General features: G+C 50.6%; 13 protein-coding genes. 8 read left to right on the top strand and 5 right to left on the bottom strand.

All coding sequences use genetic code 11. The features are described from left to right. The first annotated feature begins 99 nt into the window (after positions 1 to 99). The 4 genes from H6G00_RS05420 (at position 100) to H6G00_RS05405 (ending at position 5,456) form a co-directional block, all read left to right on the top strand. Positions 100 to 966: an MBL fold metallo-hydrolase gene (locus H6G00_RS05420; protein ID WP_190795946.1), complete on the top strand. Its 867-nt coding sequence runs from the start codon at positions 100 to 102 to the stop codon at positions 964 to 966. Between the two features lie 220 nt (positions 967 to 1,186). Then, positions 1,187 to 3,634 carry a glycoside hydrolase family 31 protein gene (locus H6G00_RS05415; protein ID WP_190795945.1) on the top strand — a complete coding sequence of 816 codons (2,448 nt, stop codon included), beginning with the start codon at positions 1,187 to 1,189 and terminating at the stop codon, positions 3,632 to 3,634. 3 nt (positions 3,635 to 3,637) lie between these two features. Continuing rightward, positions 3,638 to 3,871, top strand: a complete 234-nt coding sequence (locus H6G00_RS05410; RefSeq protein WP_190795944.1) for a hypothetical protein — start codon at positions 3,638 to 3,640, stop codon at positions 3,869 to 3,871. A gap of 25 nt (positions 3,872 to 3,896) precedes the next feature. Next, positions 3,897 to 5,456 carry a mercuric reductase gene (locus H6G00_RS05405; RefSeq protein ID WP_199318324.1) on the top strand — a complete coding sequence of 520 codons (1,560 nt, stop codon included), beginning with the start codon at positions 3,897 to 3,899 and terminating at the stop codon, positions 5,454 to 5,456. A 15-nt stretch (positions 5,457 to 5,471) separates the two neighbouring features. On the opposite strand, the gene H6G00_RS05400 is transcribed toward H6G00_RS05405, so the two are convergent. After that, positions 5,472 to 6,287 (bottom strand): tetratricopeptide repeat protein, encoded by an 816-nt coding sequence (locus H6G00_RS05400; RefSeq protein ID WP_190690385.1) that lies wholly within the window; start codon positions 6,285 to 6,287, stop codon positions 5,472 to 5,474. Positions 6,288 to 6,610: 323 nt separating this feature from the next. Here H6G00_RS05400 and H6G00_RS05395 point away from each other — a divergent pair, with 323 nt between their 5' ends. Then, positions 6,611 to 8,017 carry an aspartate ammonia-lyase gene (locus H6G00_RS05395; protein ID WP_190795943.1) on the top strand — a complete coding sequence of 469 codons (1,407 nt, stop codon included), beginning with the start codon at positions 6,611 to 6,613 and terminating at the stop codon, positions 8,015 to 8,017. Between the two features lie 10 nt (positions 8,018 to 8,027). Here H6G00_RS05395 and H6G00_RS05390 read toward each other — a convergent pair whose 3' ends face one another. Continuing rightward, positions 8,028 to 10,640 carry a M1 family metallopeptidase gene (locus H6G00_RS05390; protein WP_190795942.1) on the bottom strand — a complete coding sequence of 871 codons (2,613 nt, stop codon included), beginning with the start codon at positions 10,638 to 10,640 and terminating at the stop codon, positions 8,028 to 8,030. Positions 10,641 to 10,778: 138 nt separating this feature from the next. On the opposite strand from H6G00_RS05390, the gene H6G00_RS05385 reads away from it, so the two are divergent. From H6G00_RS05385 to H6G00_RS05375, 3 genes are all read left to right on the top strand, one after another. Then, positions 10,779 to 11,288, top strand: coding sequence for a GNAT family N-acetyltransferase (locus tag H6G00_RS05385; RefSeq protein WP_190795941.1), 510 nt, complete (start codon positions 10,779 to 10,781; stop codon positions 11,286 to 11,288). Between the two features lie 168 nt (positions 11,289 to 11,456). Then, positions 11,457 to 12,416, top strand: a complete 960-nt coding sequence (locus tag H6G00_RS05380) for a class I SAM-dependent methyltransferase (RefSeq protein WP_190795940.1) — start codon at positions 11,457 to 11,459, stop codon at positions 12,414 to 12,416. Positions 12,417 to 12,814: 398 nt separating this feature from the next. Further along, positions 12,815 to 13,339: a hypothetical protein gene (locus H6G00_RS05375; protein ID WP_190795939.1), complete on the top strand. Its 525-nt coding sequence runs from the start codon at positions 12,815 to 12,817 to the stop codon at positions 13,337 to 13,339. A gap of 15 nt (positions 13,340 to 13,354) precedes the next feature. Here the strand turns inward: H6G00_RS05375 and H6G00_RS05370 are convergent, their stop codons facing one another. The 3 genes from H6G00_RS05370 to H6G00_RS05360 all read right to left on the bottom strand — a co-directional run bounded on the left by H6G00_RS05370 (position 13,355) and on the right by H6G00_RS05360 (position 16,958). Further along, positions 13,355 to 14,221, bottom strand: a complete 867-nt coding sequence (locus H6G00_RS05370) for a 6-carboxytetrahydropterin synthase (protein WP_190795938.1) — start codon at positions 14,219 to 14,221, stop codon at positions 13,355 to 13,357. Positions 14,222 to 14,493: 272 nt separating this feature from the next. Further along, entirely contained in the window at positions 14,494 to 16,407 is a 1,914-nt protein-coding gene (locus H6G00_RS05365; protein ID WP_190795937.1) for a penicillin-binding protein 2, read from the bottom strand. 5 nt (positions 16,408 to 16,412) lie between these two features. After that, entirely contained in the window at positions 16,413 to 16,958 is a 546-nt protein-coding gene (locus H6G00_RS05360; RefSeq protein ID WP_190690402.1) for a hypothetical protein, read from the bottom strand. Between the last annotated feature and the right edge of the window lie 210 nt (positions 16,959 to 17,168).

Here is a 17,168-nt window from a genome sequence, read left to right as displayed (position 1 = left end):
TCTTCCTAAACTTTCTTGAGAACGGGTAAGCTGTCTATTCAAAAGATTAGTGAGTCGTGGGCAAAGCATTTACAAGTTGGTGGAGGTCAGGATCTAATTATGAACACTGCTAAAGAATTGGTTTTACCTGGAGACAACACGAACCCCGACCTAGAAAATGGTTCGGTTTTCTTTGTGGGTACGGCAACTGTGATTCTGCGATATGCAGGATTTACAATCCTGACTGACCCTAACTTTTTGCATCAAGGCGACCATGTGCATTTGGGATATGGGTTGCGATCGCAACGTGTCACCGATCCGGCGATCGCCATCGAAGAATTGCCGCCGCTTGACCTGGTTGTGCTGTCTCACATGCACGAAGACCACTTTGATCGAGTGGCAGAACAAAAGTTAGATAAATCACTCCCCATTGTCAGCACTCCTCATGCCACAAAATCATTGCAAAAGAAGGGCTTTAACGCAGCGCAGGCAATTGATACCTGGGAATCTATAACGGTGCGTAAAGGGGAGCAATCCCTCAAAATTACCTCAATGCCGGGACGGCACGGTCCGGGTATTCTTGCGGCGGCATTGCCCCCCGTAATGGGCAGTATGTTGGAGTTTCAGTCTGCTGGGCAAACTCACTTTTGTCTTTACATCACTGGAGACACACTGGTGTACGAGCAGCTTAAGGAAATTCCAAAACGCTATCCCAATATTGATTTAGCGCTGCTGCACCTGGGTGGGACAAAGGTATTTGGGATTCTGTTAACTATGAATGGCAGACAAGGTGTGGAAGCAATTCAACTAATTTCCCCTCAGACTGCAATTCCGATTCATTACAACGATTACACCGTGTTCAAATCTCCACTTGAGGACTTTAAAGCCGCTGTGGTGTTGGCAGAGTTAGAAGATCGAGTGAAGTATCTGAAGCATGGTGATACCTACAACTTTCAGGTAAGGACTCAAATTGCAAAGGAGAACTGAGCATGAGTGAGCAAACAAGCCCAAACTCTGATGTAACGGATCAAGATAAAGCGGGGCAGGGTTGGATGTACTGATACTACTGATATAGGTAGAAATGCTGCTCAAATCACTCTTAAGAGGAAGGCGATCGCCTTCCTCTTTCTTGATTATGGGGAATAGTTTGGCGATCGTAGTCCCACCGAAGCTGATCTGGCATTAAACCCTACTTCACTCAAATACTATGGCGTTCCCCAAGCAGCTATTGCAGAAATGGAAGTCCTTTAAGAGTTGGCTCTTTTACCTGGGTTACGCGCCCCATGCGTATGTCTACTCGCGGACTCGCGATCGCCTTGAGCGTGAGTATGCTCCCCCACCTACCTCTGAGGGCTTTGACCAACCAGGGAAACTGCTTCAGGCAGAACCGAGTGAGCGAGGCGCTCGCTTTTACTTTGAGCAGGCTGAGCTTGACATCACATTTCTTACGGCTGATTTGGTGCGGCTAAGTTGGCAGCCGGGAATTCCTCCAGTGCCCTACGGAATTGCCCGCCAAGAATGGGATGCAGTAGAAACCACACTAGAAGAAACAACAGAAGGGTGGGCTTTATTCAGTCAGGGAGAGGGCGCTACTAAAGTCACTGTTAGCTTTGAGGGAAGCATCAAGTTCTATGGCAGCGAAGGGCAGTTACTCCGAACTGAACTGCCGCCAAAACTTGAGGGAGAATCCTGGACACATCAGGCGGAACTGTTACCCGACGAAGGAATCTATGGTTTGGGGGAACGGGCAGCACCGTTGAATTTGCGGGTTCCTCGAAAGATAGTTGAGAAGGACAAAACTACATTCAGCCGCTCCTACCGGATGTGGAATTTTGATGCGGCAGGCAAGTATAGTCCTGGTAGCGATCCGCTCTATATCTGTATTCCGGTCTATTTGGGGCTACATCGGCAAGGTAGCTACTTAGTGTTTTATGAAAACACCTTTGAAGCAACTTTTAGCTTTGAAGATACTGCTACTGCTGCCTTTACAGGAGGCGCATTACGGTATTACTTTGCTGCGGGTACCCCAGATCAACTGGTAGAGCGGTATACAGAACTGACCGGGCGATCGCCCCTCCCTCCTCGTTGGGCGTTGGGCTATCACCAATCCCGGTGGGGATATGAGACAGAGGAAGCGGTTCGGACAACGGCTAAGGGGTTTCAGGAACACAATTTACCTCTGAGTGCAATTCACCTAGACATCGATGTACAGGTAGATTATCGCGCCTTCACCATTGACCCCGATCGCTTCCCCAAGCTGCCCGAGTTCATTAAAGAACTGGGTGAATTGGGAGTGCAGTTCATTGCCATCCTCAACCCCGGAATCAAATACAGCCGCAAAAGTCATCTTTTCTTGGAAGGTCGGCTGCTGGACGCATTCTGCAAATATCCCGATGGTGAGATTGCGATCGCTCCCGTTTGGCCCGGTTTAACCGTCTTCCCTGATTACACCCATCCGGCTGTGCGAAAGTGGTGGAGTCGCCAATATGCCTACCTTTTAGACGTGGGAGTGGCTGGCTTTTGGCATGATATGAATGAGCCTGCTGCCTTTGTGGCTTGGGGCGATCGCTCTCTACCCAAACCCATGTTGCACTACATGGAGGGCAGAGGTGGCACTCACTTAGAGGCACACAACGTTTATGGATTGATGCAATCCAAAGCAGGCTACGAAAGCCTGTGTCAGAACCAACCACACCAGCGCCCTTTTATTGTGTCGCGGGCGGGCTGGGCAGGGCTCCAGCGCTACGCCTGGACCTGGACAGGCGATATTGAAGGAAGCTGGGAAGCTTTGCGCCAAACTATTTCTACTGTTGTAGGGTTGGGACTTTCGGGTATTCCTTATAGTGGTCCTGACATTGGTGGCTTTCAGGGAAATCCTAGCGCAGAGCTGTATTTGCGCTGGTTTCAGATGTCTACTTTCCTCACGTTTTATCGAACTCACTCTTCAGTGGAGGCAGACCACCGCACACCCTGGACGTATGGTGAGCCAACTTTAAGCATCATTCGAGAACTATTGAAATTGCGTTATCGCTTGATGCCCTACTTCTACACATTGGCATGGCAGGCAAGCCAAAAGGGATACGCGCCAGTCCGTCCACTGTTTTGGGCTGATCCGAGTGACCTCAATCTGTGGGGTGTAGCAGATGCATTCTTGTTAGGAGACAGCTTACTTGTTTGCCCGGTTTTGGAGGAAGGGGGGCGATCGCGCCAAGTTACTTTACCCAAAGGAAACTGGTATGACTTCTGGAACGGCAATCTGTTAGAAGGTGCCACAGAGGTTGATCTGGATGCACCTTTAGAAACAATTCCTGTGTTGGTGAAAGCAGGTAGTATTCTGCCAATGGAAGACTATCAACAACTCACTTTGCACCTTTATCCACCCGTTCAAGGAAATTGTGAAACATCAGTCTACAGTGATGCAGGGGATGGGTATGGAGAATGGCGGCTGGATCACTTTCAACTGATTCGGTTTGAGCATGGATTAGATTTAATCTGGCAGGAAGAAGGTGAGTTTCCTTTCCCCTACACCAGTATCCAGATTCAAGTTCATGGCTTTGAGCTACAGCAAATGTGGGTTGATGACGTAGAAGTAGAATGTGAAGGGAATCAATGGAAGGGCGATCGCTTCCAAAAGATCTACTTGAAAGGAAACTAAGTAATGAACCATCCATTTCATGATGAAAAAAGCCTGTCACAGGTTGCTGAAGAGTTGGGTAATGAGGCATTGGTATTAGGGTTAATTCCTAGTTTTGTCGTGCGTCATTTTCCGGACAGCAAACAGTTTTATATTCCTGATGAAAACCAGTCTGCACCACTTACCCCAGAGGAAGCATACCTGCGTTTGAAGAAGATGGTTGAACAAGCTGCTGCAAAGCGGGATGATGAAGGGTAGAACCTGACTCCAAGAGGACTGATCCATGACACAGACTCGGACTGAATCTACGGGCGTTGGACCCGTGATTGTGAGCCCAATGGATCATTACAACCAGGAGCTGATTGCAAATCTTCATCCTGCCGATTGGGTCAATCCTACACCCGCTCAGCGATATAACCTGGTTGTAATTGGTGGAGGCACTGCTGGGCTAGTGACAGCGGCAGGAGCAGGGTTGCTGGGCGCAAAAGTCGCCCTGATCGAAAAACATTTACTGGGCGGTGATTGCACTAATGTTGGCTGTGTTCCTTCCAAAGCGATGATACGCTCGGCACGAGTGGCAGGTGAGATTCACCGTGCCAAGCACTACGGAATTAATGTGCCCGAGGGAGTGACGGTAGATTTTTCCGCCGTGATGGAGCGACTGCGACGAGTTCGTACAGAGATTAGCCCAAACGATTCTGCAACACGATTTCAGCAAGAGTTTGGGGTAGATGTATTTTTTGGAGAGGCGCGGTTTTCAGGGGCAGATGCCGTAGAGGTAGCGGGACAAACGCTGCGGTTTAAGAAAGCAGCGATCGCCACAGGTTCCTCTCCCGCTCGGTTGCCAATCGAAGGGCTGGAGGAAGCCGGATATCTCACCAACGAAACGGTGTTTTCACTCACCGAAAAGCCTGATCGTTTGGCTGTCATTGGTGGCGGCTACATTGGCTGTGAATTGGCTCAAACCTTTCGGCGATTGGGGTCAGAAGTCGTTTTGTTTCAGCACGGCTCCCGCATTCTTGAGCGGGAGGACATTGATGCATCAAATATCGTGCAGCAAGTGTTTGTGCAGGAAGGCGTTCGACTGGTCTTAAAGTCGCAAATCAAGCGAGTTGAGAAAAAAGATTCTGTCAAAGTGATCCACTACGAAGCAGATGGGCAGGAGAATGCTGTCACGGTGGATGAAATCCTGGTGGGGGCAGGCAGAACGCCAAACATTAAAGGCTTAAACCTGGAAGCAGTAGGAGTTAAGACCGATCCCAAAAAAGGAGTGATCATCGACGATTATCTGCAAACCACAAACCCTAACATCTATGCAGTCGGTGATGTCTGCATGAAGTGGAAATTTACCCATGCTGCCGATGCTGCCGCCCGTATCCTAATTCAAAATGCCCTGTTTGCGGTTGCTGGAATTGGGCGCAAAAAGCTGAGTGCGCTAAACATGCCTTGGTGCACTTATACCGACCCCGAAGTAGCCCATGTTGGACTCTATCCTCACGAGGCTCAGGAACAGGGGATTGAAGTTGATACTTTCTGTGTCTCTCTTAATGATATCGATCGGGCCATCGTCGATGATGAAACGGAGGGCTTTCTAAAAATTCACGTCAAACAGGACACAGACAAAATTGTCGGAGCAACGCTGGTTGCGCGGCACGCTGGCGAAATCATTAGCCAGATTACCCTGGCAATGAACCATCAAATTGGGCTGGGGGCGATCGCCAACACCATCTACCCTTACCCCACCCAAGCAGAAGTGATTCGTAAAGCTGCCAGTCAGTATGGACTCAAGCGCTTAACCCGCTTTAAGCCCCTTGCGACTAAGCTGCTGTCTTGGAGACGTTGACCGGCAAAGCTAAACCTATCGGTCTTGGGTTAGTGCCTGGAACTCCTCGTTGGTTCGCAGCGGTTCTAATGTGTGGTCGGTTCGAGCCATGATGCGATAAAGGTTTGGGCTGAGAACTAGCGCCCGATGCAGATTTTTGATTGCCATCTCGACATCGCCTTGCAGGGTGTATGAGCAGGCTTTGCCATACCAGGCATTGGGGTTGTCGGCATGATGCTTGAGGGAGCGATCAAAGCTGGCGATCGCTTCCTCGTGTCGCCGCATTCTACTCAACACCAGCCCTCGATAATTCCAGGCATAGTAGCAGTTGCTCTTAATCAAAAGCGTCTTATCTAAGCTGGTCAGCGCTTCTTCGTAGCGTTTTAGGGCAGCCAGAGAGGTGGCCCGATTGTACCAGGCGTGATAATCGTCAGGCTTAAGCTTGACCGCTTTGTCAAAATTTTCGATTGCTTCACTGTAGCGATGCAAACAGGCGAGGGCGTTGCCCCGGTTATACCAGGCTTTTTGGTCTGCCGGATTGAACTTAATCGCGACGCTAAACCCGTCTATGGCTTCTTCATAACGTCCTAATCGTGCCAGGGCAATGCTTCTGCCATGCCAAGCTAAGGCAAGTTTGGGCTTCAGTTTCAGTGCCTTGTCAAAACTGGTAATTGCTTGATCGTGCGCCCCGGACTCATACAGCGCATAGCCCCGATGCATCCAGGCCTCGTAATTCTCCGGATTAACTTCCAGAAGTCGATCTAGCCTGGCGATCGCTCCTTCATATCGCTTGAGTTCGTAGAGCGCACTAGCCTGACTAAACCAGGTGTGCAAGTCTTGATCCTGACTCATGACAAACCTGAGCAAAGACGAAATGGGGTGAATTATTTCTGAAAATACTGGATGCAATGCCCTGATCTGCCTGAGTAGGAGTAATTTGTAAAACTCTCCTACCAAATCTAGCCGAAACTGAGTAACGCCATAGATTGAGTATATGGGTATTTTCTACCTCAGTAGTATTCCCAATTCTCAATATTTGCCACCAGAGCGAGGAAGTATCAGGATTTTATTAGTTCACATATACTGTCGTGGGCAAAGCTGCAATTGTTAAGATCTTGGATTGCACGAAGCTATATCCTATCTTCGGAGCAAAAAATTAATTCAAGAACCGCAACATGGCTGAACTGAAATCGCACCGCATAGAGAAAGATTCGATGGGTGAGCGGCAGCTTCCGGCAGAAGCTTACTACGGCATTCAAACTCTGAGAGCAACCGAGAATTTTCCGATTAGTGGACTAAAACCGCTGCCGACCTACATTGATGCCTGTGTTTTGATCAAGAAGGCGACAGCGATTGCCAATGGAGAATTGGGCTGTATCTCTTCAGAAATCAGTCAAGCGGTTGTGCAGGCAGCGGATGAAGTGTTGCGGGGTAGCCTGCGGGATCAGTTTGTGGTAGACGTTTATCAGGCGGGTGCGGGTACCTCCCATCACATGAACGTGAATGAGGTCTTGGCTAATCGCGCTCTAGAAATTTTAGGGGATCAGAAGGGTAACTATAAACGGGTAAACCCCAATGACCATGTGAATTATGGGCAGTCCACCAATGATGTGATTCCCACCGCAATTCGGATTGGTGGTTTGCTGGCGCTGGAGCATTCGCTGTATCCGGCACTAGAGGGGGCGATCGCGTCTCTCAACCAAAAAGCTGACGAGTTTCACGATGTGATTCGCTCAGGGCGAACCCATTTGCAAGATGCTGTTCCAGTACGGCTGGGCGAAAACTTCCGCGCTTGGGGACAAATTCTCGCCGATCACCTAACGCGAATTAGAACAGCCGCAAAGGATCTGACGGTATTAGGTTTGGGCGGTAGTGCTGCCGGAACGGGATTGAATACCCATCCTCAATACAGATATCGGGTCGCCGAAATTCTGTCGGAACTGCTGGGGCAACCTTTGCAGCCTGCGCCTCACCTGATGGCAGCAATGCAAAGTATGGCACCGTTTGTGAATGTGTCCGGTGCGTTACGGAATCTAGCTCAGGACTGCGCCAAGATTTCCCACGATTTGCGCCTGCTCGATTCTGGTCCCAAAACCGGATTCAAGGAAATTCAACTGCCACCCGTGCAGCCCGGTTCCTCCATCATGCCCGGAAAATACAATCCGGTGATGGCAGAAATGACCGCAATGGTGTGCTTTCAGGTGATGGGTTACGATGCGGCGATCGCCCTGGCTGCCCAAGCCGGACAGCTAGAACTCAACGTGATGATGCCGCTGATTGCCTATGATCTGATTCACAGCATTGAGATTTTGGGTAACACATTAGTCGCCTTGACCGAAAAGTGTATTCAGGGAATCACGGCTAAGGGCGATCGCTGCCTAGCTTACGCCGAGGGCAGTCTAGCACTGGTGACAGCGCTGAATCCTCACATTGGCTACCTGAATGCTGCTGCGGTTGCTAAGGAATCTCTGGAAACAGGCAAATCTCTTCGCCAGATTGTTCTAGAACGAGAATTAATGAACGAAGCCGAGCTAGCCCAAGTTCTAGACCTAGAAAAAATGAGCCTGCCTCCAGAGGTTTGATTCCCAATTCCTAATCTCCTACCTTCGTCTTCGCCTCCAGGCTTTCCAGACGGCTCTTTAGCTCCTGGTTATCTTTCTTAAGCTGGTCTAGATCCTGCTGGAGTTTTTTCACAGCCTGATCTTGTCCAGCATTTTTTTGCACCCGCTGCACGGCTTCTTCTGCGATGCGGCGTACCCGACCATCGGGGGTTTGGTCTGCTAGCGCTTGCAGAATGCCGACCGCTTTGATGGTTTCCATTTGCCCTAAAGCACTGGCGGTTGCCACCTGGATGAGGAAGAAGGTTTCACCGGACAGTTCTTCCAGGCGATCGAGGATGCGTTCCAGGTTGAGGTTGGACTGTCCGGTGGAGATTGCGCCCAGTGCCCGAATCGCTGCCAATCGCAGCGCTTGCGGAACGCCAGCAGCAGTGTATTCCAGGATCAGATTCAGGGCAGCTTCGGAGGTTTTGAGTTTGCTGAGTCCGGCGATCGCCCCACTCCTCACCGTTTCATTCCAACCTGCCCGTTCCTCTAGCACTGACCTCAACAGCTTCAGCGCTTTCTCTTCCTTGGATTTGCCATTCAGGTTAGAGGCTGCGACCGTTCCCAGCACGCGAATAGCTGCTGCCTCGACGTAATAGCTTGCATCTCCTTGTTCAACGATGGGTTTGAGCGCTTTGTAGCTCTCCAGGGTTTTGATTTTTGCCAGTGCTTCCACGACTGCTCGACGGACTCTGGCTTCGGGGTCTTGCAGTCCTGCCACCAGTCCGGTAAACGCCTGGTCAAGTTTGACAGAGGCAAGCTGTCCGGCAATTTCTGCCCGCACTCCCCAGAAGGAATCGGTTTTTAGTGCTTCAGACAAGGCTTTAACTGCTTCTAGCCCGCCTTTTTTGGCCAGCGCTTCGGCAGCATAGATGCGCGAAACCGGATCGGGGTCATGCTGAAGTTGAGCTTTCAGTTCTGCCACTGGATATTCCAATGTCACAGTTTTGAGGTAGCGATTGTCTACGTCAAAGCTGATGAACTGAGGCTTTTCAGGCAGAGGGAAGTAGAAGGTCTGCTCTCGTTCATGCAGCCGCACCGTGAAGGTTTGCAGAGAAGGCTTAGCTTGCTTATCTCCGTCCTTGATGTAGCCAAAGCCGATCGGTAGCTTCAGGTCAAACAGGGTGCTGTTGCTGCCGTTGCTGTTTTCCTTTGCCTGGGTTTGAGTGACGGTAAGTTTTACCAGTTTGCTGTCGCCGTCCCAGGAATAGGCGATTTTGAAGTCGGGGTGTCCACCGCGGAAGACATACTGGTCAAACAAGAAATGCAGGTTGCGTCCGGTGGCTTTTTCGATCGCCCTCAACAAATCAACCGTTTCGACGGTTTTATGAGCGTTGTCCTGAACAAAGGTATGAACCGCTTTGAAGAATAGCTCATCGCCTAACTCGGCGCGGATCATGTGATAAACACAGGCTCCCTTTTCGTAGAGGTGGCGATCATAAAGTTCGATCGCTTCTCGGTAAATGTGGGTGACGATGGGGCGGCGATAGCGAGAACTGTCTTCAGAAATGTAGCTGCGAGCTTCGTTCAGCATGTAGTAAGCAGCAGCATCGGCTCCATATTCGTGATCCGTCCACAGCACCTCGGAATAGGAAGCCATGCCTTCTTTGATCCAGGCGTGTGACCAATGTTTGATCACGACCAGGTCACCAAACCATTGGTGGGCTAGCTCATGTGCGACCAAGCTCTCGGTGCCGCGATTATCCAGGGCCGCTCGTTCGTCGATCAAGCAGCGATCGGTGAGCAGCGTGGTGGAGGTGTTTTCCATACCGCCGAAGATGAAGTCATCGACGCAAACCTGAGCGTATTTGGGGAAAGCGTAGGGATAGCCAAATGCCTGACTGAAGAATTCAATCATTTCAGGCGTTTTGCCCATGCTGCGACGGGCATCGTCTTCGCGCCCTTTTTCGACGTAATAGGTGACGGGTTTGCCCTGCCATTCGTCTCGAATTTCGGCAAAGTCGCCAACTGCTAGGGTCATCAGGTAGGTAGGATGCACCTGCTGCTGTGACCAATGGTAAATTTTGTCGTCTCCAACGGCTTCAGTGTTAATCAGTTCGCCGTTGGAAATTGCCATAAATTGCTTGGGGACGCGCACCCGAATTTCGGAGGTGGCAAGCTGTCCGGGATAGTCGAAGCAGGGAAACCAGAAGCGGGAGTCTTCGTCTTCGCCCTGAGTCCAGACTTGGGTGGGTTTGTTGGGATAGTGCTGGTCGGGAGCGATGAAGTAAAGTCCCCGCTGAGGATTTTCGACGCGGTAGGCGATCGCCACCACAATCGGCTGTCCTGCCTCGGTTTCTTGCTTTAGCCGCACCTGAAGCTGTTCGCCATCATAGTCGAAGGGTTGCTCTACTTCATCGACCTGTACTGATTCAATTTGCAGGTTGACGGCATCGAGCATCAATCTGTCAATGCCCCTGCGAACGGGATTGATCCGAATGCTACAGGTGCCTTGATAGCGCTGATTGGGAATATCTAGCACCAAATCCAGGAAAATATGCTCGACCTGTCCAGGGCGATCGGGATTGTAATGAGGTCTGGCTCCCGGTAGCTCAAAGGACTTGTGACCGTTGTTTTCAGAATCAAAGTAGGACTGTAGCATCGAAAAGTTAATCCTGAGAAGCTAAAAAGTACAGATGGCGGCTAACGAATAAGTCGGAATCAGTCTGACTACCAGATTAGCGCGATTGGGAGAGATAAGTGGAATGGTGGATGTACGTCAACAGTAGGCTGTTCGGCTATGAGAGTTGTTGAAACAGAGCATTTAATCCTTCGTAGGCTGACGGTTGAAGATAGCGAGTTTATTCTTGCACTCTTGAATGACCCTTTGTGGTTGAGATTTATTGGTGACAAAGGTGTGAGAACACTTAATGATGCTCGTGACTATATTTTGAAGAACCTAGTTGCTATGTATGAGCGTCTCGGCTTCGGACTGTATTTGACTGAGCTAAAGGGCACGGGTGTCTCGATCGGGATTTGCGGTTTGATAAAAAGAGATTTCTTGGAAGATGTGGATCTTGGATTCGCCTTTCTTCAGGAGTTCCGGGGAAAAGGATACGCATATGAATCTGCTTCTGCCGTGATGGAGTATGGGAGAAGCAGTTTTGGCTTAAATCGTATTGTCGCGATCGCCTCACCGGACAATTTCGATTCAGCAAAGCTGCTAGAAAAGCTGGGATTTAGGTTTGAGAGAATGGTCAAACTGGCTGATGATAGCGAAAGCGTGAGTTTGTTCGCCTCTGACCTCTAACACTTCACAGTAGCGGAGGGATGAACGTCCCCGACGTTCATCCAAAACCTGCTCGGCTTGAATCTCAGCAGATTAGGGTGCCTTGCTAGAAACGAGAATTTCGCTCAAGCTCTTATTTGAGATAATAAGCCTATCTGTTTATAAATCCTTGATAGTAACCTGTGCCCTATGACTGCTGTGAATGCTGCGCCTCGATTGGCTTCTCGTTTGGTAAATGGAGTGCTGGCGGTGAAGCCGCTAGCAAATCTGGCAAAACACCAAGCCCGCACGATGATGATTAAGCGGGCTGAATCGATTGGGGTGTACTGGCGAGAGGAGGTGAAGGCGTTGCGATCGCGCCGTCCGTCAGGTACGCAATCTGTTTCTGATGCTGAGCTTTCCCCCGACTGGGAAGCAGACCTGACGCGGATTCAGAATCCTGAGTTGACCTATCCAGAGTATTACTTGCGTCCTTTCCATGCCTATGATGAAGGCAACTTAGGTTGGGAAGCCGCAATGGAGGTAGATGTTGCTGCCCACGCGGTTCACGCTCGGATCTGGCCAGAGGCGGGAGCGAAAGGGGATGCAATGCTGCGGCAAAGCTATCACGATGTGCTTAAGGCGCAACTGCCTGCTGATCCCACAGACATTCTTGATCTCGGCTGTAGCATTGGCATGAGTACGGTTGCACTTCAGCAGACGTTTCCTCAAGCAAGGCTGACGGGGTTGGATCTGTCGCCCTACTTTTTGGCGATCGCCCACTACCGCACTTCTTCACTCCCTAACTCTCCCACTTGGCTCCACGCTGCTGCTGAATCCACGGGTTTACCCGATCATTCTTTTGACCTGGTTTCAGCTTGTCTTCTATTACACGAGTTGCCTCGTGCGGCTTCGGTTGAGATTTTTCAGGAGGCTCGACGATTGCTGCGTCCGGGTGGACATTTGACGATCATGGACATGAATCCAAAGTCAGACGTTCACGCGAAGATGCCGCCCTATGTGTTGACGCTGCTGAAGAGTACGGAGCCATATTTGGATGATTATTTTACGTTCGATATTGAGGAGGCGATCGCTTCAGCAGGGTTTACGAGACCAACGGTGACGTGTAATAGTCCTCGTCATCGGACTCTGATTGCTCAGGTCTGCTAAAGCATCTCTGTCTTTTTGTTCTGTTTCTCGATTCAAGTCTTTTTCGGGGGCAAAGCCCCCGAACCCCCATTGAGGGACGAAGCGCGTCCCCCAAACCCCCTCCGCAAGGAACTAGGATAGGCGGCATAACGCGCTTCGCATTGCAGGGGTGGCAAGTATTCTGGTGTGGCGATTGCAGGGGTGGCAGGTATTCTGATGTGGCGTTCACTCGATTGGGCGAGTCTACAGCATGAGGTTGAGGATTGGAATAGGAGGCTACATTGATAGTGATCAGCAGCTCAGCCTAACACTCCAACCCCCAACCTTTAATGCCCAGTCTCAATCACGGGCACATTTTGGCTGAGGCGCTGTCAAGTTGTTTAGAGGCTTTATCTCTTCACCTCACCTAAAAAACTATTATGAAAACTCTTTGGCTTTTATCAACGTTGGTTTTACTTGAGTTGATTAATTTAACGACTTCAGCTCAGGCGGCGCAGTCTCAGTTAGACAACGGTTCTGCAGGTCTAAATCAAGGTTCGAGTGGCGACATGGTTGTTGCAGATGCCCGTGAGGATTTTGAAGATTGGCTTGAACGCAATGGACGTGATCGGGATGATGACGATGACGACGACCGTCGTGATCGTGACCGGAATGATGACGATGACGACGATGATGATGATGACCGTGTTCGCGATCGCCAGGATGAGGCGCGTGAAGATTGGGAAGAGCGGCGCGATCGCGGGGATTGGGAGGACGATTGGGAAGATGATCGGTTAGGCGATCGCGACCGGGATGATGACGACGATGATGACGACGATGATGACCGTATTCGCGATCGCGATGACAACCCCATTCGGACTGGACGCGAGAACTGTGTAAACCCTAGAGACGATCATCAGGGATGGCGTTGGATATTAGACCAAATCGGTAGGGGCTGTGAGTAAGCGCACCGCTCAATCCTAAACTTCTGCGAGGACAGGTTCCTGTTGTTCTACTGGATGTTCTACTGTCTCTGTTGCATAAACCTCGCAGGAGTTATTTGGGCTTTCGATCAACTTAACCTTGTGTAGAGATGCCCCAATTTCTCGAATCGGCTCTTGCAGCAGGTCGCGAATGTGGATGGCAATGTTCTCTGCTGTCGGCACTACCTTTTCAAAATAGGCAATATCTTTGTTGAGAAAAGTGTGGTCAAAGGGTTCTACAACGTAATCGTCTACTGCCTTTTGAAGGGCTACCAGGTCGGCAATCATACCAGTGCGCGGATCGATTTCGCCTTTAATCGTGACTTCCAGATGATAGTTGTGCCCGTGTCCATTGACGCGGGCACATTTGCCATAAATTTCTGAATTTTGCTCTAGTGTCAGGTGGGGTAGTGCTAGACGATGCGCGGCGCTAAAGTGAGTGCTAATCGTTAAATACGCTTCCATGTTGTTTCCTTCGTATTCAGCCCAAAGTTCGGGATGTTCAAAGAGTTGAATGCGGACAAGAGGCAGGTGTGGTGAAAGTCGCTGCCAAATCACCCGCGCCATATTTTCGGTGGTGGGTAGAGTTTGCTGAAATTCTGTCCAGGCATCGTTGAGATAAGAGAAATCTAGCTGGCTGGTGACTTCTCGCTTGATTACCTGCTTTACATCAGACAGGTTTAGCACCATGCCATATTCGTCTAGATCCCCTTCCATGGAGACATAGAGGATGTAGTTGTGCCCATGTCCAGGCGCACGAACGCAGGGTCCAAACCGTTGAGCGTTCTCTGCATCGCTCAATTCTGGTAGACAATAGCGATGGCTAGCCGAAAACTGGGCACGGCGATTGATAATGCACTTCATAGGTGAGGAAATGTATTAAGTTCCGTAAATCTGCTCCACTGTCAGGATAATCCAATTGCCACTCTATTTTCATCTGCAATTGGATGTTGTGCCATTTCTCAAAAAAGGATTACAGATGGAAAGGCACCCTGCGTCGTGTGGGGCCTTTCCATCTGTAAATTTTTCGGCAATTCTTGCAAATCGGCATTGTGATGGGAACCAGTCCGCTGGCGCTTTCGCTCGTGCAAATCACACCGGTGGAAGGATGAGAATAGTGTTCGTCGCTATAGTGACTAATACTCTGTTGGTTCCTCTACCACTTGAGGCTGGCTTGGTGGAATGCCCTCGATCGCAATCAGGGCCTCCATCACTCCTCTGGCGATCGGGGCAGCAACGGTAGAACCGTAGGCATCTTCCCCTTGCGGCTCGTCAATCACGACTAGTACCACGTAGCGTGGTGATTCGGCAGGGAGAATGCTAACAAAGCTGGTAATGCGAGCTGATTCATAGTAGCCTCCATCCGGGCTGGGTTTTTGGGCGGTTCCAGTTTTGCCTGCAATTCGGTATCCCAAAATTTGGGCTGACTCACCTGTACCTTCTTGAACGGCTACCTCCATCATGCCCAAAACCGACTGGGCTGTTTGGGGGGAGAATAGCCTGCGGGGAGCGGGCAACTTGGGTCGCCAGTATGCCTGTCCTTCGGCGTTATATAGTCCTCGCACCACATGGGGAACGACCATTTCACCCTGATTGGCTAGAGCACCATGCAGTTGCAGCAATTGCATCGCCGTGACCGAGAAGCCATGCCCAAATGCGGTTGTGGCTGGTTCTACTGGAGAACCTACAAATTGCTCCAGGCTCTTGATCTGTCCCTGGCTTTCAAAGGGTAGGTCGATGCCCGTAGGTTGCCCCAGACCAATTTTCTCCAGCCAGCCGTAATAGTCTGCTGGATCAAGGCTTTCCATGATGTGAACCATGCCAACGTTGCTGGAATATTGGATGATTTCTTGAACGCTGAGCGATCCCCGTCCGCCTCCGCGTTCATTGTAGTCAGAGTTCTGAATTGGCCAGCCATCGACTTCAATCCGGCCTTCGTCATAGAACACGTCATTGGGGCTGACGGCTCCCGACTCCAAAGCGATCGCCACATTAATTGGTTTAAACGTCGACCCCGGTTCGTAGGAATCGGTCAAAACCCAAGTACGAAATAGGTCCAGGTCAAATTGGTAATATTGGTTGGGATCGTAAGATGGCTCAGTCACCATAGACAGAATTTCGCCAGTTTGCACGTCCATCACCATCACGGCTCCCCGCTTGGCACCAAACTGCTTCATCTGCTGTTCTAGCGCCAGACGGGTGGCGCGCTGCAACCGACCATCTAGCGTAATTTGCAGCTGAAGGTCGTCCTGGTGCAAAAAGCTGCCCGACAGCTCATCGGGAATAATTGCGCCATCTCCAGCACGGCTAACCTGAACAGGCTCTATCGATCGCTCTAAAATACTTTGCTGGCTGTATTCCAGTCCTGCCTGACCCTGCCGCTCTGTGTTGACATAGCCAACTACCGTAGCAAACAGATCCTGCTGCGGGTAAAACCGCTGTTGATGTCGCTCTAGTTCCAGTCCATCCAAGCCCAGGTTAGCGATGCGGTTGGCTGTCTCCTCAGGCAGGTCATACTCAACTCGGATACCACTGTCACTTGAAGAGAACAGTTGAAAAAGCTCTTGCTCTGGGCGATTTAGGATTGGGGCAAGTTGAGTGGCCATCTCCTGCCGCGACTGCTGAAACAGAAATGGGTGAGCGTATAGCGTGTGAGCAGGTTCGTCGATCGCTACTACATTACCCTGGCGATCGATAATTGGGCGACGGGGCACAAATGGACGCAGCGCAACAGTCTGCTGGTTCTCTGCTCGCTGGCGCAACATGGGAGCTTGAACGATTTGTAGCCTCACCAGGTTGAGCGCAAGCCCAGCCCCACCGATCATTAGAACTCCCCAGACTGCTAGCAAGCGCGATCGGTTAGAGGGACTGATGGGCGATCGCTCCCCAATTTCCCGACCTGAACCGTCCTCCAATCCACGTTGGGGCGATCGCTTCAGCGAAGGCTGAGTCAAAGCGCTAGCGGATTGCCCACCTCGTAGGCGCTGTCCTTCCTTCTCAGCGGCCTTGCGGCTACGGAAGTTGCGAAAGGGAGGAAAAGAGATAGCCATCTCGATCAATATCCTAAAGGTGCCGTCTGAATCGGTTGTGGCGCAGGTGCCGCCTGTACAGGTGCAGGCTCGGTGAGAGGTGCAGGCTGTAAAAAGATCGCGTGGGTCGGATCGGGTATAGATAGCCCAGATGCCGGATCTTCTGCCTCTTGAGCCATCCGATCCTTTAGCACCTCGGTTGCTGCGGTCAACTGACGCTCTTGGCGCTGTAGAGCGTCAAGTCGATCATATTCCTTGCCCCAAAGCTGTTGTGAGTAGACTGTCCAGCCATAGACCGCTAGCGCGGATGCAACCAGGGAAAACGTAACAACTGTAGAAGTTCGCTGGGCAAAAGTTAAAGCTCGGAGCCACAGAGGATTAGCTGCTTGAGTGGGTAGCTGCACCGTTTGGCGAACCGCCGCCTGTGAACCAATGGGCTGAAGTTGAGACTGCCCAGATCGCCGCTCAATAGAGGGTTGGAATTGAGCAACTTTAGATCCCCCCGCGTAACTGCCGGGTTGTCTGGGTGGAAAACGTCGGCTAGAAACATTGGATCTAAGTGCAGCAGTCATGACTTTACTCCTCAACTAATGACGATGATGCTAGCCGCCTTTCTAAACATTGATGTCCACAGCAAATGTGTTGACAACAGATGTCTTTAACAATAAAAGCGATTTAGAGCGCTAGCGCAAATGAGAATTATGCTTTCACAATCTCGCTTAATGGGACTTTTAACCTTACTAATTGATTCGCTAATAGATCCACAAACTAATCAATTCGCA

It is taken from the genome of Leptolyngbya sp. FACHB-541 (assembly GCF_014695875.1).
Lineage (GTDB): Bacteria > Cyanobacteriota > Cyanobacteriia > Elainellales > Elainellaceae > JAAUTN01.
This window is presented reverse-complemented; position numbering and strand designations above follow the sequence as displayed.

Excerpts from the sequence above, each read along its gene's own strand:
- H6G00_RS05420 (WP_190795946.1), top strand. The coding sequence starts at position 100 with ATGAACACTGCTAAAGAATTGGTTTTACCTGGAGACAACACGAACCCC.
- H6G00_RS05415 (WP_190795945.1), top strand. The coding sequence starts at position 1,187 with ATGGCGTTCCCCAAGCAGCTATTGCAGAAATGGAAGTCCTTTAAGAGT.
- H6G00_RS05410 (WP_190795944.1), top strand. The coding sequence starts at position 3,638 with ATGAACCATCCATTTCATGATGAAAAAAGCCTGTCACAGGTTGCTGAA.
- H6G00_RS05405 (WP_199318324.1), top strand. The coding sequence starts at position 3,897 with ATGACACAGACTCGGACTGAATCTACGGGCGTTGGACCCGTGATTGTG.
- H6G00_RS05400 (WP_190690385.1), bottom strand. The coding sequence starts at position 6,287 with ATGAGTCAGGATCAAGACTTGCACACCTGGTTTAGTCAGGCTAGTGCG.
- H6G00_RS05395 (WP_190795943.1), top strand. The coding sequence starts at position 6,611 with ATGGCTGAACTGAAATCGCACCGCATAGAGAAAGATTCGATGGGTGAG.
- H6G00_RS05390 (WP_190795942.1), bottom strand. The coding sequence starts at position 10,640 with ATGCTACAGTCCTACTTTGATTCTGAAAACAACGGTCACAAGTCCTTT.
- H6G00_RS05385 (WP_190795941.1), top strand. The coding sequence starts at position 10,779 with ATGAGAGTTGTTGAAACAGAGCATTTAATCCTTCGTAGGCTGACGGTT.
- H6G00_RS05380 (WP_190795940.1), top strand. The coding sequence starts at position 11,457 with ATGACTGCTGTGAATGCTGCGCCTCGATTGGCTTCTCGTTTGGTAAAT.
- H6G00_RS05375 (WP_190795939.1), top strand. The coding sequence starts at position 12,815 with ATGAAAACTCTTTGGCTTTTATCAACGTTGGTTTTACTTGAGTTGATT.
- H6G00_RS05370 (WP_190795938.1), bottom strand. The coding sequence starts at position 14,221 with ATGAAGTGCATTATCAATCGCCGTGCCCAGTTTTCGGCTAGCCATCGC.
- H6G00_RS05365 (WP_190795937.1), bottom strand. The coding sequence starts at position 16,407 with ATGGCTATCTCTTTTCCTCCCTTTCGCAACTTCCGTAGCCGCAAGGCC.
- H6G00_RS05360 (WP_190690402.1), bottom strand. The coding sequence starts at position 16,958 with ATGACTGCTGCACTTAGATCCAATGTTTCTAGCCGACGTTTTCCACCC.